21 protein-coding genes are annotated in these 23,478 nt (G+C 66.8%); 5 read left to right on the plus strand and 16 right to left on the minus strand.

Features of this window, described 5'->3' with window-relative positions; genetic code table 11:
* Positions 1–23: 23 nt before the first annotated feature.
* The 10 genes from L1F06_RS18800 to L1F06_RS18845 all read right to left on the minus strand — a co-directional run bounded on the left by L1F06_RS18800 (position 24) and on the right by L1F06_RS18845 (position 10,368).
* On the minus strand, positions 24–347 hold the full coding sequence (locus L1F06_RS18800; RefSeq protein ID WP_003246093.1) for a PA3694 family proteiin: 324 nt from the start codon (positions 345–347) through the stop codon (positions 24–26).
* The gene (locus L1F06_RS18805; RefSeq protein ID WP_129481693.1) at positions 344–1,237 is read right to left on the minus strand and encodes an alpha/beta fold hydrolase; all 894 of its coding nucleotides are present in this window, start codon (positions 1,235–1,237) and stop codon (positions 344–346) included. Before L1F06_RS18805 ends, L1F06_RS18800 begins: the two co-directional genes overlap by 4 nt.
* Positions 1,227–1,973, minus strand: a complete 747-nt coding sequence (locus L1F06_RS18810) for a TIGR00266 family protein (protein ID WP_003246096.1) — start codon at positions 1,971–1,973, stop codon at positions 1,227–1,229. Before L1F06_RS18810 ends, L1F06_RS18805 begins: the two co-directional genes overlap by 11 nt.
* Positions 1,974–2,053: 80 nt before the next feature.
* Complete coding sequence (locus L1F06_RS18815; protein WP_003246097.1) at positions 2,054–3,343, minus strand: flavohemoglobin expression-modulating QEGLA motif protein; 1,290 nt, start codon at positions 3,341–3,343, stop codon at positions 2,054–2,056.
* 8 nt (positions 3,344–3,351) lie between these two features.
* Complete coding sequence (locus L1F06_RS18820; RefSeq protein ID WP_003246099.1) at positions 3,352–3,903, minus strand: hypothetical protein; 552 nt, start codon at positions 3,901–3,903, stop codon at positions 3,352–3,354.
* 43 nt (positions 3,904–3,946) lie between these two features.
* Positions 3,947–4,660, minus strand: coding sequence for a TetR/AcrR family transcriptional regulator (locus L1F06_RS18825; protein WP_003246101.1), 714 nt, complete (start codon positions 4,658–4,660; stop codon positions 3,947–3,949).
* 169 nt (positions 4,661–4,829) lie between these two features.
* On the minus strand, positions 4,830–6,347 hold the full coding sequence (gene lysS / locus L1F06_RS18830) for a lysine--tRNA ligase (protein WP_003246102.1): 1,518 nt from the start codon (positions 6,345–6,347) through the stop codon (positions 4,830–4,832).
* 72 nt (positions 6,348–6,419) lie between these two features.
* A protein-coding gene (gene prfB, locus L1F06_RS18835; RefSeq protein ID WP_096827723.1) for a peptide chain release factor 2 occupies positions 6,420–7,515 on the minus strand; the annotation gives its coding sequence in 2 pieces (ribosomal slippage) (positions 6,420–7,442 and positions 7,444–7,515; 1,095 coding nt in all).
* A 178-nt stretch (positions 7,516–7,693) separates the two neighbouring features.
* Entirely contained in the window at positions 7,694–8,629 is a 936-nt protein-coding gene (locus L1F06_RS18840; RefSeq protein WP_129481694.1) for an autotransporter outer membrane beta-barrel domain-containing protein, read from the minus strand.
* 77 nt (positions 8,630–8,706) lie between these two features.
* Complete coding sequence (locus L1F06_RS18845) at positions 8,707–10,368, minus strand: GMC family oxidoreductase (protein WP_129481695.1); 1,662 nt, start codon at positions 10,366–10,368, stop codon at positions 8,707–8,709.
* Positions 10,369–10,550: 182 nt separating this feature from the next.
* Between L1F06_RS18845 and L1F06_RS18850 the strand changes: the two genes are divergently transcribed.
* Positions 10,551–12,326 carry a SulP family inorganic anion transporter gene (locus L1F06_RS18850; protein WP_129481696.1) on the plus strand — a complete coding sequence of 592 codons (1,776 nt, stop codon included), beginning with the start codon at positions 10,551–10,553 and terminating at the stop codon, positions 12,324–12,326.
* An 8-nt stretch (positions 12,327–12,334) separates the two neighbouring features.
* Here L1F06_RS18850 and L1F06_RS18855 read toward each other — a convergent pair whose 3' ends face one another.
* The 3 genes from L1F06_RS18855 to L1F06_RS18865 form a co-directional block, all read right to left on the minus strand.
* Entirely contained in the window at positions 12,335–13,060 is a 726-nt protein-coding gene (locus tag L1F06_RS18855) for a tellurite resistance TerB family protein (protein ID WP_129481697.1), read from the minus strand.
* Positions 13,061–13,225: 165 nt separating this feature from the next.
* Entirely contained in the window at positions 13,226–14,935 is a 1,710-nt protein-coding gene (gene recJ, locus L1F06_RS18860; RefSeq protein ID WP_129481698.1) for a single-stranded-DNA-specific exonuclease RecJ, read from the minus strand.
* A 47-nt stretch (positions 14,936–14,982) separates the two neighbouring features.
* Positions 14,983–15,510: a winged helix DNA-binding protein gene (locus tag L1F06_RS18865; RefSeq protein WP_129481699.1), complete on the minus strand. Its 528-nt coding sequence runs from the start codon at positions 15,508–15,510 to the stop codon at positions 14,983–14,985.
* A gap of 209 nt (positions 15,511–15,719) precedes the next feature.
* Between L1F06_RS18865 and L1F06_RS18870 the strand changes: the two genes are divergently transcribed.
* The 4 genes from L1F06_RS18870 to L1F06_RS18885 all read left to right on the plus strand — a co-directional run bounded on the left by L1F06_RS18870 (position 15,720) and on the right by L1F06_RS18885 (position 19,436).
* On the plus strand, positions 15,720–16,469 hold the full coding sequence (locus L1F06_RS18870; protein ID WP_129481700.1) for a 5-oxoprolinase subunit PxpA: 750 nt from the start codon (positions 15,720–15,722) through the stop codon (positions 16,467–16,469).
* Positions 16,466–17,170 (plus strand): 5-oxoprolinase subunit PxpB, encoded by a 705-nt coding sequence (gene pxpB, locus L1F06_RS18875; protein ID WP_129481701.1) that lies wholly within the window; start codon positions 16,466–16,468, stop codon positions 17,168–17,170. The genes L1F06_RS18870 and pxpB overlap by 4 nt, the downstream gene beginning before the upstream one ends.
* The gene (locus L1F06_RS18880; protein ID WP_129481702.1) at positions 17,167–18,081 is read left to right on the plus strand and encodes a 5-oxoprolinase subunit C family protein; all 915 of its coding nucleotides are present in this window, start codon (positions 17,167–17,169) and stop codon (positions 18,079–18,081) included. Before pxpB ends, L1F06_RS18880 begins: the two co-directional genes overlap by 4 nt.
* A gap of 128 nt (positions 18,082–18,209) precedes the next feature.
* A complete protein-coding gene (locus L1F06_RS18885) occupies positions 18,210–19,436 on the plus strand; it encodes an NRAMP family divalent metal transporter (protein ID WP_129481703.1) in 1,227 nt (408 codons plus the stop codon).
* 21 nt (positions 19,437–19,457) lie between these two features.
* Here the strand turns inward: L1F06_RS18885 and L1F06_RS18890 are convergent, their stop codons facing one another.
* The 3 genes from L1F06_RS18890 to L1F06_RS18900 all read right to left on the minus strand — a co-directional run bounded on the left by L1F06_RS18890 (position 19,458) and on the right by L1F06_RS18900 (position 23,462).
* Complete coding sequence (locus tag L1F06_RS18890) at positions 19,458–20,000, minus strand: YaeQ family protein (protein WP_024309193.1); 543 nt, start codon at positions 19,998–20,000, stop codon at positions 19,458–19,460.
* A gap of 61 nt (positions 20,001–20,061) precedes the next feature.
* Positions 20,062–22,773 (minus strand): DEAD/DEAH box helicase, encoded by a 2,712-nt coding sequence (locus tag L1F06_RS18895; RefSeq protein ID WP_252576685.1) that lies wholly within the window; start codon positions 22,771–22,773, stop codon positions 20,062–20,064.
* Positions 22,773–23,462: a phospholipase D-like domain-containing protein gene (locus tag L1F06_RS18900; RefSeq protein ID WP_129481705.1), complete on the minus strand. Its 690-nt coding sequence runs from the start codon at positions 23,460–23,462 to the stop codon at positions 22,773–22,775. Before L1F06_RS18900 ends, L1F06_RS18895 begins: the two co-directional genes overlap by 1 nt.
* Between the last annotated feature and the right edge of the window lie 16 nt (positions 23,463–23,478).

The following is a 23,478-nucleotide window of genomic DNA, read 5'->3' on the forward strand; positions in this document are numbered from 1 at the left end:
GCGCACGACGCAAGCGCGTGGCCTTACTGCTCCAGCTGCGGCGTTTCCTGACCCAGGCAGCGCACGGCCTGTTTCTTGTTGTCCACCAGCACGCCGGTCAGCCCTTTCTGCTGCATGTCGAACAGCACCAGCACGCCATCGATGCATTGCGCCACCTGGTTGGCCGGTTTCAGCGAAACCTTGTAGTCCTCGCCGGGAATGGTCTTGAGCATGGTGAAATCGGACAGCAGCAAGGCATCTTCCGGTTTGGCGAAGTGCAGGTAGCCGTAATACCAGAGCACACCGATGGTGCCGACGATGCTGGCGATGCCGGTGAGGATCAGGGGAATGGGGTCACGTTCGGTCATTGCGGACTCTCAGTTGCGGATTCGTTGGCCGCCCCCTGGCGCTGGACGAAGGCCAGGGGCGCACTGACGAACTCCAGCATAAGCTGGCGCCAGGCTGGCTCGGCGAAGGTTTGCACGTGCCCGCCACGGGTCGCCTTAAAGGCTCGCGGCGGGCGCGCAGCTTGATACAAACGGCGGCCATTGGACAGGGGTACCACGGCGTCGTCAACACTGTGGTAGATCAGCAGCGGCAGCCCCTCGAGCCCGGCGATGCCGTGGATGGCGCTGTCGCCGTCCGGCACCAGCCAGGACAGCGGCACCTGCAGCGGCCAGGTCAGCCAGGAGCTGCTCAGGGCATGCCGGGCGACGCTGCGATAGCTGGCCGGCACGCCATCGAGCACCATGGACTGCAAGGCCTCGCGACGCTGCGGGTGCTGCGCCAGGTAGTGCACCGCCAGCGCACCGCCGAGGCTCTGGCCGAGCAGGATCAGCGGTTTGCCCTGCACCTCGGGGGCCTGCTCGAGCCAGGCGAAGGCGGCATCGATGTCCTGGTACACCGCCGGCAGACTGGGCTTGCCCTCGGACAACCCATAACCGCGGTAGTCCAGCATCAGCACCTGATAACCCTGTTCCGGCAACCAGTAGGCGCCGCCCAGGTGCCAGGCCAGGTTGCCGCCGTTGCCATGCAGGTGCAGCACCGTGCCTTTCAGCTCCACCCCCGGCTTGGCCGGCAACCACCAGGCATGCAGACGGGTGCCATCGGCGGCCCGCAGGTCGATGTCGCGGTACTCCAGCCCGGCCCGCTCGGGGGTGAAGGGCAAGCCCGGCTCGGGGTAGAACAGCAGGCCGCTGCAGCCGCCCAGCCACAGGCTGACGATCAGCAACGTGACGGCGCGCAGCTTACTTGCCACCGGCACGCACCTCTTCGCGGGCCTGGACGGTCGCGGCATACACCCGCTCGGCCAGGCGCGAGAACGGCAGGCTCTGGATCCATACCGTGCCGGTGCCCTTGAGCGTGGTCAGCAGCAGCCCCTCACCGCCGAACAGCATGCTCTTGAGGCCGCCAGCCAGGGCGATGTCGTAGTCGATACCGCTGCTGAAGGCCACCAGGCAACCGGTGTCCAGGCGCAGGGTCTCGTTGTTCAGCTCCTTGCGGATCACCGTGCCGCCGGCATGCACGAAGGCCAGGCCGTCGCCTTCGAGTTTCTGCAGGATGAAACCCTCGCCACCGAAGAAGCCGGCACCGATGCGCTTGGCGAAGCTGATGCCGATGCTGGTGCCATGAGCGGCGCAGAGAAAGGCATCCTTCTGGCAGATCAGCCGTCCGCCGACCTGCGCCAGGTCGATGGGCACCACGGTGCCGGGATAGGGCGCGGCGAAGGCGACCCGCGCCTGGGTCTTCCCGCCATTGCTGAAATGGGTCATGAACAGCGATTCGCCGGTAAGCATGCGCTTGCCGGCGCTCCACAGCTTGCCCAGCAGACCGCTGGAGGAGCCGTCGCCCATGCGCGTTTCGAAACGCACGCCGTCGGTCATGTAGTTCATCGCCCCAGCCTCGGCGATCACCGTCTCGCCGGGGTCGAGGACGATCTCTACCGATTGCGCCGAGGCGCCGAGGATTTCGTAGTCGAGTTGATGGCTGGGCACGGGCTGGTCTCCGGGATGGGCCACGGCGGGGTAGGCCTGGCGCTGAACCAGTGGTGCGCACGGCGCACCCTACGGCGGCTCTAGAGGATATTGGCGTAGTCGGCTTCGATGCGGTCCAGGCTCAGATGGTTGAGGAAGTTGGAGAAGCACATCCAGGCCGACAGCGCGTTCATGTCCTGGAACTGCGGCGGCAGGTACTTGGGCGGCAGCACCAGGCCCTCGTCCACCAGCTTGCGCAGGGTGCGCATGTCTTCCAGGGTGGTCTTGCCGCAGAACAGCAGCGGGATCTGCTCCAGCTTGCCCTTGCGCACCGCCAGCTGGATGTAGTTGTAGATGAGGATGAAACCCTTGAGGTACGACAGGTCCTTGGTGAATGGCAGGCCATTGGGCAGCGAGCCGCGAAACACCCGGCTGGCGTTGCTGTAGCCGCCTTCCAGGCCATAGCCCTGCTCGCGGAAGAACTCGAACACCTCGAGGAAATCCGCCCCCTCCTCAGCCATGTGGATGGCGCGGGTGCGGTTGGTCAGCTTGCGCAGACGGGTCGGATAGGAGGCGAAGGCGATCACTTCCATCAGGATCGCCAGGCCTTCCTGGGTCACGGTGGACGAGGGTGGGCCCTTGGCCAGGAAGGTGCAGATCGGCTGGTTCAGCCCGTTGAGCGTGGTGCCCACATGCACCAGGCCCTCGTGCACTTCCAGCGCCTTGACGTCGCGCTCGTTGAAGCGCGCGTCGCTGCGAATCTTGATGTAGTCGGCGCCCGCCGCGGCGTCGGCGAGGATGCCGTCGGACTCGAACACGCGGATGGTGTCATCGCCGAACACCCCGGCCAGACGCTGCTGCAGGATGTTCACCGCATCACTGGCGCCGAGGATCTTGGGCTCGTCTTCCAGATCGCCGCGGGCGGCGATGTTGTTGAGGTAGTCCGAGAGCATCAGGCCGAGATCGGCCAGGGTCGGGTCACCGGCATGGAAGGCATCGGAGGCCGCGCCGTAGAGCTCCTGGCTGATCAGGCCGAAGTCCTCGGTGCCGCGCGCCTCGAGCATGCGGATGACCATGCGGTATTCCTTGCACATGCGCCGCATGATCTGCCCGACCGGGTTGAACTGGCCGAGCTGGCGGGTGATGTCGCGCTCGATGTTCTGGAACTCGAGCTTCTTCGCTTGCGCGTCGAAGGCCAGCGGCCGGCTCAGGTAGTAGTCGCGGTCCACCGCCGGCGGCTGCTTGCCCTTGGCCTTGAGAAAGGCGTCGCGGATGCCGTCGTCCCACTTCACCGCATCGAGCACGCGAATGGGGTTCTGCGCCTCGACGATGCGGTCGCTCAGGGCACGGATACAGAGCTGATAGTCGTCCAGTTTCTGCTGGCTGTTCATGGCAGTTCCTACTCGGCGGCCCGCTGATAGCGCGCCACCTCGACGAACAGGTCGGCGTTGGCCGGGTCGTCAAGATAGGCGAATACCTTGTCCAGCGGGCTGGTGATGAGTGCGCCGTCACCTTCGGGCATGTCGACGGTTTCGCCCTCCAGCAGGCCCTTTTCCATGTCCTGCAGGATGCGCTCGCTGTCGAGGTTGTACAGCACCAGTTCGTTGCTCTTGGTCAGCTCGAAACCGGCGATGGCGAAGTTGGCGCCCAGGCTCTTCGGCAGACCGGCCGACAGGTACCAGCGGCGGCCATGATGGGCCACGGTGAAACCGAACTCCTCGAGGCTGTCGAGGTTGTCCGGGCTGCCTTCGTAGACGCGCGCCTGGTACAGGTTGGAGCCGGCACGGGTGATTTCCAGATAGAGCTGATCGCCCCACTCGTCCTGGCGGGTCCATTCGCCCAGCAGCGGAATCGGCGCGGCTTCGTTGGCCGGGATCGGGTCCTTGAAAGTAACCAGACAACCACTCAACAGCAGGAAGGACAAGGCGACCAGTACGCGCCAGGCTTTCATTTCGCTCTCCTTGTGAAGACCGCTCGGCGGCGTAGCCGGCGGTTTACAACCCCAGAACCAGGTTCATGTAGCGTTTAAGGATGGCCAGCATTCCCTCGCTGTCCAGGTGCTCGACACCGTCCAGCAGGCCCTGATACTCCATCCGCACGATGGCGGCCGTCAACAGCACGGCATCCTGCTCCGGTTGGCGTGAGCCGAGCACCTCGAAGAAGTGGGTGACGCCCTGCTGCAGGATCTGCCGATGGGCGCGTACCAGGTCGCGCAGACGCGGATTGAGCAGCGCCTCCTGCTGGAAGGCCTGCTCGGCGATCAGGTGATCGCGGCGCTCGCGCAACTGCCGCTGCACGTACTGCACCGCCAGCCCGGCGATCTCGTCGGCCAGTTGCCGGCGCGCGGCCTCGCTGCCGTCGAGACGCCCCACCAGTTCTTCCAGCAGGCCCTGGGTGCTGGCCCAGAAGGCCGCCATGTGCGCGGCGCTGCGCTCGACGAACTGGGCGAAGGTATCGGTGATCAGGTCATCGATATCCTTGAAGTAGTAGGTGGTGGCCGACAGCGGCACCTGCGCCTCGGCTGCCACGGCGCGATGGCGCACGGCGCGCACGCCCTCACGCACGATGATGCGCATGGCGGCGTCGAGGATCGCCTGGCGACGCTGCTCGCTGCCCTGACGGCTGGCCTTGCGGCCCTGATACTGGACGCTTTCGGCGACGGCGGTGGCCGCCTGGGTGGCATTCGGAGAGGCAGGCACGGAAGTCACGGCAGGTCGATCCTCTACGTTCGGGTCATGGCAGGGAGAGTAATGGGTTCACCGCTCCACCAAAAGCGTCCAGCACCATGAATGTTGCGCAGCGAAGGCTGCCGGCGCGCTTGGGCATCCTGCGCCCAGTCAGCAAAAAGCCGCCCGAGGGCGGCTTTTCTGTCTGGCATCAGGCCTGCGGACGCATGTGCGGGAACAGGATGACGTCGCGGATCGACGGCGAGTTGGTCAGCAGCATCACCAGACGGTCGATGCCGATGCCCTCACCGGCGGTGGGCGGCATGCCGTATTCCAGGGCGCGCACGAAGTCGGCGTCGAAGTGCATGGCCTCGTCGTCGCCGGCGTCCTTCTCGGCCACCTGGGCGTGGAAACGCTCGGCCTGATCCTCGGCGTCATTGAGCTCGGAATAGGCGTTGGCGATCTCGCGGCCGCCGATGAACAGCTCGAAGCGGTCGGTGACGGCCGGGTTCTGGTCGTTGCGACGCGCCAGCGGCGAGACCTCGAAGGGGTACTCGGTGATGAAGTGCGGCTGCTCCAGCTTGCTCTCCACCAGCTCCTCGAAAATCATCACCTGCAGCTTGCCCAGGCCTTCGTGGCCAAGCACCTTGGCGCCGGCCTTCTTGGCGATGGCGCGGGCCTTGTCGACGTCATTGAGGTCGGCTTCGCTGATGTCCGGGTTGTACTTGAGGATGGAGTCGTACACCGACAGGCGCACGAAGGGCTCGCCGAAATGGAACACCTTGTCGCCGTAGGGCACGTCGGTGGTGCCCAGCACCGCCAGGGCCAGCTCGCGGAACAGCTCCTCGGTCAGGTCCATGTTGTCGCGGTAGTCGGCGTAGGCCTGGTAGAACTCGAGCATGGTGAACTCGGGGTTGTGCCGGGTCGAGACGCCTTCGTTACGGAAGTTGCGGTTGATCTCGAACACTTTTTCAAAACCACCAACAACAAGCCGCTTGAGGTACAGCTCCGGGGCGATGCGCAGGAACATCTGCATGTCCAGGGCGTTGTGATGGGTCTCGAAGGGCTTGGCCGCCGCGCCGCCGGGAATGGTCTGCAGCATCGGGGTTTCCACTTCGAGGAAGCCGCGCTCGTTGAGGAAACGGCGGATGTGCGCGATCACCTGCGAACGTACGCGGAAGGTGTGGCGGGTTTCCTCGTTGACGATCAGGTCGACGTAACGCTGACGGTAGCGCTGCTCGGTGTCGGTCAGGCCGTGGTGCTTGTCCGGCAGCGGGCGCAGCGACTTGGTCAGCAGGCGCACGCTGGTCATGTTCACGTACAGGTCGCCCTTGCCGGAACGCGCCAGGGTGCCTTCGGCGGCGATGATGTCGCCCAGGTCCCAGGTCTTGATCGCTTCCAGGGTTTCGGCCGGCAGGCCCTTGCGGTCAACGTACACCTGCAGGCGCCCGGAGGTGTCCTGCAGGACCATGAAGGCGCCGCGGTTGAGCATGATGCGTCCGGCGATCTTGACCGGGATGGCAGCGGCCTCCAGCTCTTCCTTGCTCTTGCCCTCGTACTGTTTCTGCAGCTCGCCGCACAGGCTGTCGCGACGGAAATCGTTGGGGAAGGCAATGCCCTGCTCACGCACGGCGGCAAGCTTTTCCTTGCGCTGGGCGATCAGCTTGTTTTCTTCGTGCTGACGCTCTTCGTGGCTGAGGCTGGGCTGGTCGAGTTGTTGGTCGCTCATGGTCGTTATCTGCCTGACGCGTAAATGCAAATGGGGTTTGGTAGGAGCCGGCGGACTCCTACAGGGTAAGGGTTACAGGCCCTGTTTCAGGCTAGCCTCGAGGTAGCCGTCGAGGTCGCCATCGAGGACCTTCTGGCAGTCGCTACGCTCGACACCGGTACGCAGGTCCTTGATGCGCGAGTCATCGAGCACGTAGGAGCGGATCTGATGCCCCCAGCCGATATCCGACTTGGAGTCTTCCAGCGCCTGCGAGGCGGCGTTGCGCTTCTGCATTTCCAGCTCGTACAACTTGGCCCGCAGCATCTTCATCGCGGTGTCCTTGTTGGCGTGCTGGGAACGTTCGTTCTGGCAGGCGACCACGGTGTTGGTCGGCACGTGGGTGATACGCACCGCCGAATCGGTGGTGTTGACGTGCTGACCACCGGCGCCGGAGGAGCGGTAGGTGTCGATGCGCAGGTCGGCCGGGTTGATCTCGATCTCCACCTTGTCGTCGATCTCGGGGGACACGAACACCGCCGAGAACGAGGTGTGGCGACGGGCGCCGGAGTCGAACGGACTCTTGCGCACCAGGCGGTGCACGCCGATCTCGGTGCGCAGCCAGCCGAAGGCGTACTCGCCCTTGATGTGCACGGTGGCGCCCTTGATGCCGGCGACTTCACCTTCGGACAGCTCGATAATGGTGGCGTCGAAGCCACGCTTGTCGGCCCAGCGCAGGTACATGCGCAGCAGGATGTTGGCCCAGTCCTGCGCTTCGGTACCACCGGAGCCGGCCTGGATGTCCAAGTAGCAGTTGTTCGGGTCCATCTCGCCGCTGAACATGCGGCGGAACTCCAGCTTCTCGAGGATCTCGCGCAGGCGCTCGACTTCGGCGACGATGTCGTTCACCGCACCTTCGTCGTTCTCTTCGGCGGCCATTTCCAGCAGGTCCCTGGAATCGGCCAGGCTGCCGGTGAGGTCGTCGATGGTTTCGACGATCTGCGCCAGCATGGCGCGCTCGCGGCCCAGGGCTTGGGCATACTCGGGCTTGTTCCAGACGCTGGCGTCTTCCAGCTCGCGGTTTACTTCGACCAAACGATCATGCTTGTGATCGTAGTCAAAGATACCCCCGAATTGACTGGGTACGTTCGGACAGGTCCTTGATGCTGTTGAGGATCGGATTGATTTCCATGGTGGGCAGCACTCTCGGGCAATAGACGCGAAACAGCCCAATCCGGCTCGCCCGAGCGGCTGATGCGCTGCCCTGGCCGAGCACGGCAAGAGCCGTGACCGCAAAGTTTCTGAAAAGCCGGCGAGTATACCCGACTCGAAGCCCCCTGGCAGCCCGCTGGATGACCGGCGGGGCGCGCTCAGAACTTCAGGCTCAGGCGTGCTGCCAGGGCGTTGTCGCGCGCGTCTTCGGCGTAATGGCCCGCATAGGTCAGGCCTAGGTAGAGACTGCGGCTGAGTTCATGATCCAGGCTCAGGTCGAGACGCAGGCTGCTGCGCTCGAACTCACGACTGTGCAACTGCTGGGGTGCGCCCTGGCCGTCGATCGCCTCGTCACGCAAGCGGTCGCTGCCCAGGTTCTGCCGCAGCGCCAGACTGGCACGCCCTACCCACTTGCGCTGCTGCCAGTACCAGGGCGCGGCCAGACGCCAGCCAAGCGTCAGGTAACCGGCCTGCTCGTGCGCTGCCGCCAGGCGCAGTCCGTCGAAACGCCGGGCGTCGGCATCCAGATGCACGAACGCCAGGCCGGCAAATGGCTCCAAGGTGAAATCGCGATAGTCCAGGGCGTAACTGCTTTCGCCAAACAGCTGCCAACTGCGCGCGCCATCGCGCCGTTCCAGCTCATGCCAGCCGTGCAGCACCCCGAGCCGAAACCCCAACTGGTTGTATACCCGCGTCGCGGCGTAGACCCCAAGGTAATGACTGTCGGTGCGGCCATGACCCTGATCATGATCCAGCCGGGCACGCGCCACTCCACCCAGCACACCGCCGATCCACTGCCCACCCAGCGCACGATCCATCCCCATCAGCAGCCCCTCGCCGCGGCGCTCGAGGCCGGCGTCGTCCCAGCTCCCCTGGATACCGTAGGTACGCGACCACAGCGGCCACTCGCCGGCCTCAGGCGCCGCCTCGCGAAAGGCGAAGCGCACCTGCTGCAGACGATCCAGGGCCGCCTCACGCGGCAAGCGGCTGTCCTCCAGGAGCAAGGCGCGCTGGTCCAGCGCCAGGTCGCCAGCTACGATGCCCGTAGCGACCTGCAGCAAGCCCAACCCGATCAGCGCTACACGCAGAGCCATGTTCGTCTCCAGTCATCGACGCCCAATGCTACCAGAGCACAGCTGTCGCCTCGCCCGCCAAGGCTCGGCTCGACCGGTCACGCGCTCACCGCGCAACCAGGCTCGCGCTGCGACACCCTGCTTATCGCCGCGCGTGCATCGGCGGCGATCATCTGCGCCGCCTTCTCCGCGATCATCAGTACCGGCGAGCAGGTATTGCCGGAGGTGATGGTCGGCATGATGGAGGCATCGACCACCCGCAACCCGGCGATGCCTTGCACGCGCAGGCGGGCATCGACCACCGCGCCCTGCCCCTGTCCCATGGCGCAGGTGCCGACCGGATGGAAGATGGTGGTGCCGATCTCCCCCGCAGCGCGCTGCAGATCGGCCTCGCTCTGGTAATCCGGCCCGGGCTTGTACTCCTGCGGCCGGTAGCCGGCCAGCGCAGGTGCGGCGACGATGCGCCGGGTCAGGCGGATGGCATCGGCGGCCACCTGCAGGTCGCGCTCGTCGCTCAGGTAGTTGGGCTGGATCGAAGGCGCGACTGCTGCGTCCACAGAGGTGATCGCGACACGACCACGACTGTGCGGGCGCAGGTTGCACACCGAGGCGGTAAAGGCCGGGAAATCGTGCAGGGGCTCGCCAAAGCGCTCCAGCGACAGCGGCTGCACGTGATACTGCAGGTTGGCACGCGCCTGGCCGGGGTCGGACTTGGCGAAGGCGCCCAACTGACTGGGCGCCATGGACAGCGGCCCACTGCGCTTGAGCAGGTATTCCAGGCCCATGCCCAGCTTGCCCCAGGGCGTGGCGACGATGCGATTGAGCGTCTTCACCCCCTCGACGCGGTAGATCAGGCGCAATTGCAGGTGATCCTGCAGGTTCTCGCCGACGCCTGGCAGCTCGTGCTTCACCCCGATGCCGAGGCGTTCGAGCAGCGGCCGCGGGCCGATACCGGAACGCTGCAGCAAGGCCGGCGAGCCGATGGCCCCGGCGCAGAGAACGATCTCGCGGCGCGCCGCCACCCGTAGCGCCCGCCCCTGCCAGCGCAGCCACAGCGCACTGGCGCGGCCGCCCTCCAGCTCCAGGCGCTCGGCTTCGGCGCCGGTCAGCACCCGCAGGTTAGGACGCTGGCGAATATCGCGGAGAAAGGCCTTGGAGGCGTTCCAGCGCACGCCGCGCTTCTGGTTGACCTGAAAGTAGCTGCAGCCCTCGTTGTCGCCGCCATTGAAGTCATCGATGCGGGCGATGCCGCTCTGCGCCGCCGCCTCACGGAAGGCTTCGAGAATGTCCCAGGACAGGCGCTGGCGCTCGACCCGCCACTCGCCATCGCCGCCATGCAGGTCGCTGGCGCCGGCAAAGTGATTTTCCGATCGCTTGAACAGCGGCAGCACGTCACGCCAGGCCCAACCGGGATTGCCGGCCGCCGCCCAACCGTCGTAATCGGCCGCCTGGCCACGCATGTAGATCATGCCGTTGATCGACGAGCAGCCGCCGAGCACCCTGCCGCGCGGGTACTTCAGCGCGCGCCCGTGCAGGCCGGGGTCGGCCTCGGTGTTGTAGCACCAGTCGGTACGCGGGTTGCCGATGCAATAGAGGTAACCGACGGGAATATGGATCCAGGGGTAGTTGTCGCGCCCACCGGCCTCGATCAGCAGTACGCTGACGCCGGGGTCGGCAGACAGGCGATTGGCCAACAGGCAACCGGCCGGGCCTGCTCCGACGATCAGGTAGTCATAACTGTCCAGGGGCGTCTGCGCCATGAGCGTCCTCGCAAGGCTCGGGTATCCAGACTCAGAGACTAGCCGGCGACATGCGAAGGCAGAATGATCTTTTGGTCGGACATAAGGGCCCTGAATGATGCGTGCATGATCGCTGCGGCGCGGGCGATCCAACCGCTCGGCCTTGTCGTTACACTAGCGATGTCCCCCCAGAGCCCGCTGCGATGCCGTCCACGCCACCCAAGCCGCTCCCCGTCGTCGAACAGCCTCGCGGCTGGCAGCGCTGGCTGCCCGGCCTGCTGGTGCTCAGGCACTACCAGATGGCCTGGCTGCCCAAGGATCTCGCCGCCGGGCTGGTGCTGACCGCCATGCTGGTGCCGGTGGGCATCGCCTACGCGGAAGCCTCGGGGGTACCGGGCATCTACGGCCTGTACGCGACCATGGTGCCGCTGCTGGCCTACGCCCTGTTCGGCCCCAGCCGGATTCTGGTGCTCGGCCCGGACTCGGCGCTCACCGCCGTGATTCTCGCCGTGGTGCTGCCCCTGTCGGGCGGCGAGCCGATGCGCGCAGTGATCCTGGCCAGCATGATGGCGGTGGTGGCCGGGCTCACCTGCATCGTCGCGGGCCTGCTGCGCCTGGGCTTCATCACCGAACTGCTGTCCAAGCCGATCCGCTACGGCTACATGAACGGCATCGCCCTGAGCGTGGTGATCAGCCAGACGCCCAAGCTGTTCGGCTTTTCCATCGACAGCCAGGGGTCGGTGCAGGACATCTGGGCCATCGCCAACGCCCTGCTGGCTGGCCTGGTCAACTGGCCCAGCTTCATCGTCGGTGGCGGTACCCTGGCGCTGATCCTCGCACTCAGGCGCTTCCGGCGACTGCCCGGCATCCTCATCGCGGTCACGCTCGCGACCCTGGCGGTGGACCTGCTGGACCTGAGCCAGCACGGCGTCGCGACACTGGGCGAGCTGCCTCAGGGCCTGCCGAGCTTCACCCTGCCCTGGCTCAGCGGCGTCGATCTGGCCAGCGTGGTGCTGGGCGGCGTGGCGGCGGCGCTGGTGGCCTTCGCCGACACCAGCGTGCTGTCGCGCACCTATGCCGCGCGCAGCGGGCGCTACGTCGACCCCAACCAGGAAATGGTCGGCCTGGGCGCAGCCAATCTGATTGGCGGCTTCTTTCAGGGTTTTCCCGTCAGCAGCAGCGCCTCGCGTACACCGGTGGCCGAGGCCGCCGGGGCGCAGACGCAGCTGACCGGCGTGGTCGGTGCCCTGGCAGTGGCCGGACTGCTGATCGCCGCCCCGAACCTGATGCAGTACCTGCCGGCCAGCGCCCTGGCAGCCGTGGTGATCGCCGCGGTGATCGGCCTGTTCGAGATCGCCGACCTCAAGCGCATCTTCCGCGTGCAGCAGTGGGAGTTCTGGCTGTCGATGGCCTGTTTCGCCGGCGTGGCCACCTTCGGCGCCATCCCCGGCATCGGCATCGCCGTGCTGCTGGCGGTGATCGAATTTCTCTGGGACGGCTGGCGCCCCTACTATGCGGTGCTTGGCCAGGTCGACGGCATTCGCGGCTTCCACGATATCGAGCGTCACCCCGAGGCCCGCCTGGTGCCCGGCCTGGTGCTGTTTCGCTGGGACGCACCGCTGTTCTTCGCCAATGCCGAACAGTTTCAGCAGTGCGTGCTCAAGGCCATCGCCCAGTCACCGACGCCGGTGCGCCGCCTGGTGGTGACGGCCGAACCGGTGACCAGCATCGACGTGACCTCCGCCGACATGCTCGCCGAGCTGGAGCAGATGCTGGCCGATGCTGGGATCGAGCTGCATTTCGCCGAGGTCAAGGGCCCGGTCAAGGACAAGCTGCGCCGCTTCGGCCTGCTGCGCGAGCACGGCGAGCAACGCATCCAGCCCACGGTGGGTGCCGCCGTCGATGCCTACCTGGCCGACCACGGCATCGACTGGTCCGGCGAGGCGCCACCACAAGGCCGGAGCTGGCACGCCGACTGAGGACGGGCTCAGACGCGCGCCGCCTCCAGACGCACCTGGGCCTCCAGCTCGCTCTTCAGCGCCGGCGCCAGCTGCAGCTGCCGCGCCAGCTCTTCGAGGTAGGCGCGCTCCATGAAGTGCTCCTCGTCCACCATCAGCACGCTGGCCAGGTACATTTCCGCAGCCATTTCCGGCGTGCTGGCGGCACGCGCCACGTCGGCCGGGTCCAATGGCTTGTTCAGCTCGGCGTGCAGCCAGGCTTGCAGCTCGGCGTCCTGCGCCAGCTTGCCCAGCTCCTCCTCGATCAACTGGCGCTCACGATCATCGACATGGCCATCGGCCTTGGCCGCCGCCACCAGTGCCTTGAGAATGGCGCGGCTGTGCTGCTCGGCCTGCGGCGCCGGCAGACGGTCCAGGGTCTGCGGTTCCACCGGCTGCGCGCCGCCCTGCAGGGCCTGCTGCGCCTGCCAGTTGCCGTAGGCCTTGTAGGCCATCACGCCGAGCGCAGCCAGGCCGCCATAGGTCAGCGCCTTGCCGCCCATCTTGCGCGCCTTCTTGCTGCCCAGCAGCAGGCCCACCGCGCCCGCCGCCAACGCCCCGCCGCCGGCCCCGGAGAGCAGGCTGCCCAGGCCGCCACCGGACAGCAGCCCGCCGAGGCCGCCGGCCTGCTGCCCCTGGCCAGCCTTGCCGGCAGGCTTTTGCATGGCCTGCTGGCCGGCCTTGAGCAGTTGATCGAGCAGATTGCTGGTGTTCATCGCGAACTCTCCTGAGAAGTGGGCACCGCAGCATCCGACCCTGGATAACCCAGGGAAATTCCGGATGCCCGCCAACCGACATCGGTTGAACTGACGAGAGTTTCTAGCAGAGTTCGCCCCCTGCCAGCCGGGCATATTGGTAACGCCGGATTTCATCGCACGCGCTCAGCGCGGCGCGATATGCGCCACCATCAGTTGCACGCTCTCGTTGCCGCGAAACTCGTTGAGATCGAGCTTGTAGGCCACTTCGGCCCAGCGCAGCGTCGGGTTGGGCCAGACCTCGCGGTCGATGTTGAAGGCGATGCCGTCGAGCTGCACGCTGCCGCATTCGGTCTTGAGCACCAGCTTCAGGTGCCGTTCGCCGACGATGCGCTGGCCCACGATCTGGAACACGCCATGGAACAGCGGCTCGGGGAAATGCTGGCCCCAGGGCCCGGCGTTGCGCAGGGCGCGAGCCAGTTCCAGGTGGAATTCGGTGGCGTCGAGCTGGCCGTCGGACAGCAGGCGGCCGGTCAAATCGTCCTCGCACAGCTGGCGGCGCACCTCGGCGTCGAAGGCAGCCGCGAAGGCGCCGAAGTGCTCCTGCGGCAGCGACAGGCCGGCGGCCATGGCGTGCCCGCCGAACTTGCTGATCAGCCCCGGATGCCTGGCCGCCACGACGTCCAGCGCATCGCGGATATGCAGCCCCGGCACCGAGCGTGCCGAGCCCTTGAGCATGCCCTCACCGGCATCGGCAAAGGCGATGGCCGGGCGGTGATAGCGTTCCTTCAGGCGCGAGGCGAGGATGCCGATCACCCCTTGGTGCCAGTCCGGTTCGAACAGGCACAGGCCGAACGGCATGTCCTGCAGCGGCAGGTCCTTGAGCTGGGCCAGCGCCTCGCGCTGCATGCCCTGTTCGATGGCCTTGCGGTCCTGGTTGAGCTGATCGAGCTGCACCGCCATGTCGCGGGCCAGCGCTTCGTCGTCGCAGAGCAGACATTCGATGCCCAGGCTCATGTCGTCCAGACGCCCGGCCGCATTCAGTCGCGGGCCGAGGATGAAACCGAGATCGGTGGAAGTGATGCGCCGGTGGTCGCGCCCGGCCACTTCGAGTATCGCGCGCAGCCCGGGCCGCGCGCGCCCGGCACGAATGCGCGCCAGGCCCTGGTGCACCAGGATGCGGTTGTTGGCATCCAGCGGCACCACGTCGGCGACGCTGCCGAGGGCCACCAGATCGAGCAGCTCGCCCAGGTTCGGCTCCTGGCGGCTGGTGAACCAGCCCAGCTCGCGCAGACGCGCGCGCAGCGCCAGCAGCACGTAGAACATCACCCCGACACCGGCCATGGCCTTGCTCGGGAAGTCGCAGCCCGGCTGGTTGGGGTTGACGATGGCATCGGCCGCCGGCAGTTCCGGGCCCGGCAGGTGGTGGTCGGTGACCAGCACCTTGAGCCCGGCGGCCTTGGCCGCGGCCACGCCATCGACGCTGGAGATGCCGTTGTCCACGGTCAGCAGCAGATCGGGCTGGCGCTGCAGCGCCACGGCGACGATTTCCGGCGTCAGGCCATAGCCGTACTCGAAGCGGTTCGGCACCAGATAGTCGACATGCGCCGCGCCGAGCTGGCGCAGGCCGAGCACGCCGACCGAGCTGGCGGTGGCGCCATCGGCATCGAAGTCGCCGACGATGAGGAGGCGCTGGCGCCGCTGCAGCGCCTCGACCAGCAGTTCGACCGCCGCATCGATGCCCTTGAGCTGCTGAAAGGGGATCAACCGCGCCAGGCCCTTGTCCAATTCTTCGGCACGCTGCACGCCACGGGCGGCGTAGAGGCGGGTGAGCAGCGGCGGCAGGTTGCCCAGGTCGGGCAGGCTTGCGGGTAGGGGGCGTAGATCGATGCGCATGGGTATTCCGTATGGCGCTGCGCGTCAGCCGACGCGCAGCGCTTGAGTCAAAGCGAGGTGGCGGCGCGGGCGGCCTGGTCGTAGAGGCCGGACATGGCCCTGAGCATGCCGGCCAGGCGATGGATTTCCTCGGGGTCGATGTTGAGGTTCTCGAACGAGGCGATCAGGCATTCGCGGCGGATGTCGGCGTACTCCTGGCACAGGACACGGCCCTTTTCGGTGGTGCGGTAGAACATCTCCTTGCCCTGCTTCTCGCCCTCCACCAGCGCCAGCTTGGCCAGTTTCTTCAGCGCGTAGGTCACGGTATGGGTGTCTTCGATGTTCAGCAGCAGGCAGATGTCCGCCTGGCGCTTGGCGCGATCGCGGCTGGTCAGGCTGTGCAGGACCATCACGTCGAGGGCGTTCATCTCCACTTCGCCGGCCGCGCGCATGCAGCGCTCCATCCAGCGCAGAAAGGCGTTGCTGGAGATGATGATGGCGAACTCGAGTTCGGAGAGCTCCTGCGACTGCTCGGCCAGGTGGGCCGACGCCACGATAGGCGAACGCGGAGAGCGGGTGGATTTGGCATCAACCATCGTGCGATCCATGACTGCGAACGGCCGCGCGGGCCGCAGGTGAAAGTTGGCTGGCAAGCATACAGCAAAGCACAGGGACCACGGGCCAGGACCGCTCGGGGAATTTTTCAAAAACATATTGATGTTTTATCGATATTTTATCATCGTTATACCAACGAGATTCCCAACCCGAACCTTCGGGCCACGTCAAAAACAACCAGAGGATCCCGATGAGCCGCCTGCTCCTGAACTGCGATATCGGCGAAAGCTATGGCGCCTGGACCATGGGTCTGGATGCCGAAGTGATGCCCTTCATCGACTGCGCCAACATCGCCTGCGGCTTTCACGCCTCGGAGCCGCTGACCATGCGCCGCACCGTGGCGCTGGCGGTCGAGCATGGCGTGCGCATCGGTGCCCACCCCGCCTACCCGGACCTGGCCGGTTTCGGCCGCCGCTCGATGGCCTGCAGCCCGGACGAGATAGAAGCCATGCTGCTCTATCAGATCGGCGCGCTCGACGGCATCTGCCGCGCCCACGGCACGCGGGTCAGCTACGTCAAACCGCACGGCGCGCTGTACAACGACATGATGCGCGAGCCGGCCAAGCTGCGTGCGGTGATGCGCGCCGTTGCCGCCTATGACCGCGGCCTGCCGCTGATGCTGATGGCCACCCGCGACGATCGGGCGCCGCAGGCGATGGCGGACGAGTTGGGCCTGCAGCTGTGGTTCGAGGTGTTCGCCGACCGCGCCTACGACGCCAATGGCATGCTGCTGGCGCGCAGCCTGCCCGGCGCGGTGCACCATGGCGCGGAAACCATCGTCGCCCAGGCAGTGGCCCTGGCACGCGGCGAGGCGTTGAGCGCCAGCGACGGCAGCGCCCTCTACCTGCGCGCCGATACCCTCTGCGTACACGGCGACAACGCCGCCTCGGTGGCGGCGGTGCAGCGTATCCGCGCCGCCCTGCAGAGCCTGCCGACATGACCCCGCGCATCGAGGTGGTGGGCATCGACAGCCTGATCCTGCGCCTGTTCGAGCAGATCGAGGAAAGCAACATGCCCTGGCTGCTGGCAGCCAGCGAGCGCCTGCGAATCGTCTTCGGCCCGGCGCTGGTCGATCTGGTGCCGTCCTACACCACCCTGCTGCTGCACTATGACCTGCAGCAGCTGGACGACCGCGAGGCCCGCGCGCTGATCGCCCAGGCCTTCGACAACCTTTCTCCGCAGACCGACAGCAGCGGCCGCGAGCTGCAGATACCGGTGTGGTATCACCCCAGCGTCGGTCCCGAGCTGGCGCTGCTCGGCCAGCGCAGCGGGCTGGGCAGCGACGGCGTGATCGAGCGCCACAGCGCACGCAGCTATCAGGTCTTCGCCCTCGGCTTCGCGCCCGGCTTCGCCTTCATGGGCCTGGTCGACGAGTGCCTGGCCAGCCCGCGCCTGAGCACGCCTCGGCAACGCGTCGCCGCCGGCAGCCTCGGCATCGCCGACCGCCAGACCGCCATCTACCCGCTGGTCTCCCCCGGCGGCTGGAACCTCATCGGACGCAGCCCCAGCCAACTCTTCGACCGCCAGCTGGATGGCTACAGCCTGCTGCGGCCAGGCGACCGGGTGCGCTTCGTGCCCATCGAGCGCGACGAGTTCGTGCGTCTGGGTGGCGACGACACGCCCTTCGAGGTGACGCCATGAGCCTTCTGGTGGAACGCAGCGGCGCCCTCGCCAGCCTGCAGGACGGCGGTCGCTTCGGCGTACGCCACCTCGGTGTGACCCAGGGCGGCAGCGCCGACTGGTGCTCGCACTACTGGGCCAACTGGCTGCTGGGCAACCCGCTGACGGCGCCGGTGATCGAAATCGTTCTGGGCAACTTCGAGCTGCTCGCCGAGCATGACGGCTATCTCGCCCTGACCGGGGCCGACCTCGGCGCCAACCTCGACGGACAGGCGCTGGCGCCGGGCTGCAGCTTCCCCATCGCCAAGGGGCAGCGCCTGCGCTTTGCCCAGCCGCGTCGGGGGGTGCGAGCCTATCTGGCGGCACCTGGCGGTTTTCGTGCCCCGGCCACACTCGGCAGCTGCGCCACGGTGCCGCGCGAAGCGCTCGGCGGCCTGCAGGGCGACGGTCGCCCGCTGGCGGTGGGTGATCGTCTGGACGCGCAACGGGCCGAGCCACACATCCGCCGCACCGCGCCGATTCCGGAGACAGGGGGCAACACCGAGCTGACCGTGGTGCTGGGCGCGCAGATCGGCGACTTCAGCGGGCAGAGCCTGTTCGATGCCTTCAACCGCGAGTGGCGGGTCGACCAGCGCGCCGACCGCATGGGCATTCGTCTGTGCGGCCCGGTGCTGCAGTGCGCACGCCAGTCGATGGTCTCCGAAGGCGTGCCGCTGGGCGCCATCCAGGTACCCAGCGATGGCCAGCCCATCGTGCTGCTCAACGATCGTCAGACCATCGGCGGCTACCCGCGCCTCGGCGCGCTCACCCCACTGGCCGTGGCGCTTCTGGCGCAGTGCCTGCCAGGCGACCGAGTACAGCTGCGCCCTGTTGCCCTGGAAGCGGCGCAGCGCCGGCAACGCGAACTGCTCGCACAGTGGCAGACGCCCTGATTCACCGAGAAAACATCCGGCCCGACCACGGGCCGGCACAACAACGACAAGAAACACCACTCACGCCCGTGATGCGGGCGCTCCACCTACCTGCCCTACATCAAGAACAACAGCGAGAAGGTAATTTCATGCAACCCACCCAGTCCCTTGCCGGCCATACGCCGGGCAGCCAACGCAACGTCCTTCGCGGCGCCATATTCATCATGGCCACCTCGTCCATCGGCCCGGCCTTTCTGACCCAGACATCGCTGTTCACCGAGAAGTACCTGGCCAGCTTCGCCTTCGCCATCCTCATCTCACTGCTGATCGATATCGGCGCCCAGCTCAATATCTGGCGGGTAATCACCGTCGCCAACCTGCGCGGCCAGGACGTCGCCAACCGCGTGCTGCCGGGTATCGGCCATCTGATCTCGGCCTTCATCGTGCTCGGCGGCATCGCCTTCAACATCGGCAACATCGGTGGCGCCGGCCTGGCCATGAACGTGATCTTCGGCATACCGCCGATTCTCGGCTCGCTGATCGCCGCTGTGCTGATCATCGCTATCTTCATGCTGCGCAACGCCAAGCGGATCATGGACGGGCTGATGCAGCTGTTCGGTCTGGTGATGCTGTGCATGATCGGCTACGCCATGCTGCAGTCCAATCCGCCACTGCAGGACGTGCTGCTGCGCAGCATTCAGCCGGACGACCCGCTGATCCTGCTGCTGCCGATCGTCACCCTGGTCGGCGGTACCGTCGGCGGCTACATCTCCTTCTCCGGCGGTCATCGCCTGGTCGAGGCCGGCATCACCGGCGTGGAGAACGTCGGTGTGGTCACCCGCGCCGCCGTCACCGGCATCCTGACCACCGGCGTGGTGCGCATCTGCCTGTTCCTCGCCGCGCTAGGCGTGGTCAGCCAGGGCCTGACGCTGGACCCGAGCAACCCGGCGGCATCGGTGTTCGCCCACGCCATGGGAACGGTCGGCTACAAGGTGTTCGGCGTGGTGCTGCTGGCGGCGTCGCTGTCCTCGGTGATCGGCGCCGCCTATACCAGTGTCAGCTTCATGTATTCACTGCACCCGAGCATCCGCACGCACAATCAGCGCGTGGTGATCGCCTTCATCGCCTGCTCCACGCTGATCTACAGCCTGGTCGGACAGCCGGTGAAGGTGCTGGTGGTGGCGGGCGCGCTCAATGCCCTAGTGCTACCGCTGGCGCTGGGCTGCATCCTGTGGGCCGCGAAGAAGCCGAGCATCGTCGGCAACGACTACCGCCACCCGGACTGGATGCTGGCCTTCGGCGTACTGGCCATCGTCGCCACGGCGGTGGGCGTGGGCCTGTCGTTCAACGCGCTGCTGCAGTTCTGGCAATCCTGAGAATCGCCCCGGCGAGCCGCCTCAGCCGCGCTCGCCGGCCAGCCACTCCAGGGGAATCTCGTGCTGGCCGCGCTCGTCGGTGACGAACAGCTCGCCGTCGCTGATCATCACGCTCCAGGTCAGCGAGCGCGGCAGGTCCAGGGCCAGGTCGGCCAGCGCTTCCTGGCCGAGGGCGACCACGTTGATGTTCTTCAGGCTGCGCACCGGGTCCAGGCACTTGCCCTGCCAGACGCGCAGGTTGCCGTAGGCCACCAGGCTGAACTTCTCGGTGCGCCGCGAGCACCAGGTGATGCGCTCGCTGTCCGGCTGGCCCACTTCGATCCAGTGCAGCACGCGATCGTCCAGGCTCTTCTCCCACAGCGCCGGCTCGTCGACATCCGACAGGCCGCGGCCGAACGCCAGTTGCTCGTGATAGAACAGCGCATAGGCGATCAGCCGCGCCGCCAGACGCTCCTCGGTCTCCGACGGATGACGGGCGACGGTGAAACGCAGGTTTTCATAAACGCTGCGGTCCATGTCGGTGAGGTTCAGTTCGATCTTGTAGGTGGTCGATGGCAGGGCCATGGCGGGCTTCTTGGCTGTTCGGGGGAGGCGGCAAGTCTAACCCGAAACCCGCCCACCCCAGTTACAAACGTTGCAGCACCGCCTGCAGCGCCTGCTCCGGCGCCTCGCGCCACAGGCCGTAGCTCAGCGGCAGGGTTTCCAGGCCGGCGCGCGCCAGCACCAGGTAGCGCTCCAGCTCGAGAAAGCCCTCGCCCTCCCCCGGAAAACCGATCAGGTCGATGGCCAGGCATTTGTCGCCGCGGCGGCAGAACAGATCCAGCACCTGGCCGGCCAGCGGATAGTGGTTCCATACGCTGACGCCCTGCTCCTGCAGCGTTTGGCACAGGCTCTGCCGCGCCGCATCGGTGGCGCCGGGCTGCCAGACGGCGCCGGGCTTCTCGAGGTATTCCAGATAACGGCGTAGCAGGTGCGTGGCCGGCAACTGGCGTTCGTCGCCGCTGAACAGCAGCACCTGGCGCTCGCGGGCGCGGGTGATGGCGACGTTGAACAGATCGGCGCGATTCAGATAGGCCGCAGCCTGGCTGGCCTCGCCATCGATGGCGAAGCTGAGAATCATCAGGTCGCGCTCCTCGCCCTGGAAGCCGTAAGGCGTATCCACCAGCAGACGGAACTCGCGCAGCTGCTCCAGCGGCAGGGTTTCGCCGATGCGCAGGCGGATGCGCTCGACCTGATCGCGAAACGGCGACAGTACGCCGATGCTGGGCTTGAGCGGGCTGCCGCGATACTCGGCCAGATGCGCCGCGATCAGTTCCAGTACCCGCTCCACTTCCGCCTCGTTGGCACCGTTGCGCCCACGCTGGCCCTCGAGGCGCAGCAGCTGCAGGCTGTCGCAGGCCTCACCGCCGGGCCGCTCCTTCATCACCCGCAGGCGCTGGTCGTAGAACAGCTCGTTGCTGAAGCGAATCAGCGCCGGACGGCTGCGGAAATGCTCGTCGAGAAAGACCACCGCCTCCTGGCTGGCCAGTTGCAGGCCGACCAGATCCAGTACGCTGTTGTCGCGGTAGCTCCAGGCCTCGCGCTCTTCGGCCTGCAGGCCGGCACGTTGCAACAGCTGCGTCTCGCGCACGCGGGAAAGGAAGGAGATATGCCGCAGCTGACGCGCATCACCGGTGACCACGGCACGTTTGCAGCGCTGGAAGGCCGGCAGCGCCGAGGCGATGTCGCACTGGGTCGCCTCGTCCATCACCATCACGTCGAACAGCTCCGGGCGCAGCGGCAGCAGCCGGTGCAGCTCGTCAAGGGTCACCACCCAGATTGGGAAGGCGGCCAGCAGGCGCGCCGGGTCGATATCCTCGAACAGGGCCAGTTGGCGCTGTGAATTGCGCGCGCGGATGGCCTGGTTGTAACGCACGAACAGCGCACGGTCACTGACCAGCAGACGCTTGAGGTTCAGCGCGCGATGACTGTTGAGGTGCTCGCGACTGAGCTGCTGCCGGCGCCGCTGACAATCGCGCAGTTCGTCCAGCAATGCCCAGGGGCGCACGCTGGTGCCGATACGCTTGCGCACCCAGGGCACCTGCAGCCAGCGCTGCCAGAAGGCCAGGCTGCCGCGCTCGGCCCGCAGCAGCACACGACTCCAGCGCACGGCCTGCTCGCAGCGTTGGCGAAAATCCACCGACAGCCGCCGTTCGGCCTGGGTCAGCACCTGGAGCTCGCTGCGCTGGCGCTCTTCGGCCTGCTCCGACACCCACTCGAATTCGCCCTGCAGCAACCGCTCCAGGCGTTCGCGCAGGACCTGGCGCAGGCTCTGGCCATCGCCCTCGAGCACGCCGTCGCGCAGGCCGAAATCTTCGCGCAGCTTGTGCGCGATCACTCGCACCGCCTGGGCGCTGCGGCTGACCAGCAGCACGCTCTCGCCCTGCAGGTAGCGATCCAGGGCCAGGGCCGCCAGGCTGTAGCTCTTGCCGGTACCGGGCGGCCCGGAAATCTGGCTCAGCGGATAGCGCGCGGCATTGGCCAGCGCCTGGCACTGGGCCGCGCTGAGCTGCGCCGGCAGGCGCTGCGGCGTACTGGTCGAGCCTGCCTTCTGCGTGGCCGGCCTCTCGCCGAGCAATTGCAGCAAGGCGGGCGACAGCCGCTCGGCGTCCTGCAGCAGCTGCAGCTCATGGGCGATACCCCGGCTGCCGCTGCCGCGCGGCACCAGCGCCACGCAGGCCCCGGGCATCAGCGACAGGCTGCGGCGGCGCTGTGCCCTGGCCAGCTCCTCGGCCTCGGCCAATAGCGGGAAGGCCGCCGCCTCGCCGACTTCGCGAACCTGGGTGTTGCGCTGCACCCATGCCAGCAGCTGGCCCAACGTGACGGCATCCAGTGCGGCCTCCGGCAGCGGCAAGCCATCGAGACTGCCTGCGCCACTCTCGTCGAACAGACGGCGCAGCAGGCGCCAGTTGCCGTGTGCCCGCTGCAGATCGATGGCAAGCAACTGGCTCTGCCCGTCCGCCGTCGGTTGCAGGCTGGCCTCGTAGTAGAACAACGGCCCGCAGACCGTTTGCGCGCCACCGCTTTCCAGCTGCAGCGGGCCACAGATCGGCAGCACGCCGTAGACCAGTTGCAGTTCGCGCTGGTACAGATTCTGCGCCTCGGCCAGTACCCGCCCCAGGTCGGTCGCCAGCGGCAGCAGCGTCAGCGCACCGCTGGCCAGCTCCTCGCGCCCGTCGAGCCAGGCCCAGCGATTAGCGGGCAGCTTGCCGAGGTTGTCCAGATCCAGGTCGCGACTGTCGGCCAGGTAGCAGCTGCGATAGAAGCCGAGGAGCTGGCGAGCGTGAGGGTGATTCATCAGTTACCTGCGTAGCGGGCCCAGAGCTTGTCGAACTCGCGCGTATAGGCGGCCACCAGCTGCGTATGGTCGATCACCAGCAGGTTTTCCTCGTTGCTGGTGGTGGCGCTGCGCGTCCAGTTGAAGCTGCCGTTGAGCAGCAGGCGGCCGTCGAACAGGGCGAACTTGTGGTGCATGTGGAAAGGCCCGGCGTCGATGCGCAGCGGCACGCCCTTGTCGCGCAGCCACTGGATATCGCTGCCCTCGTCGAACTGCTTTTCGTTGTCGGTGATCACCCGCACGGCGATGCCGCGCTGATGGCAGGCGAGGACTTCCTCGCTGAGCTGATCGTCGGAGATGGTGTAGACGCAGATATCCACGCTCTTGCGCGCCTGGCGGCACAGCTCGCGAATCTTGCGCCGACAGCTCTCGCCCGGGCTGAAATGGGCGCTGGCATGCTCCACGCGCGGCGCGCTGCCGACGCTGTCGAGGGTCTTGATCACCTGCTCCAGCCACTTCAGCGCCGGCTCGACGTTCTCCGGCTCGCGCATCAGCTCGCGGGCAAGCCCGAAGGCGCGGTTGCGCATAAAGCGCACCTGATCCTGATTCAGCTCGCTGCCCAGCTGGCGCAGCTCGTCGCGCTCCTCGTTGCTCAGGCGCAGGTCGGCCAGGCTGTCGCGCAGTTGCTGGTCGAGGCGGTTGAAGTCCATATGAAATCCCTTTTCG

The organism is Pseudomonas hydrolytica (genome assembly GCF_021495345.1).
Taxonomy (GTDB): Bacteria; Pseudomonadota; Gammaproteobacteria; order Pseudomonadales; family Pseudomonadaceae; genus Aquipseudomonas; species Aquipseudomonas hydrolytica.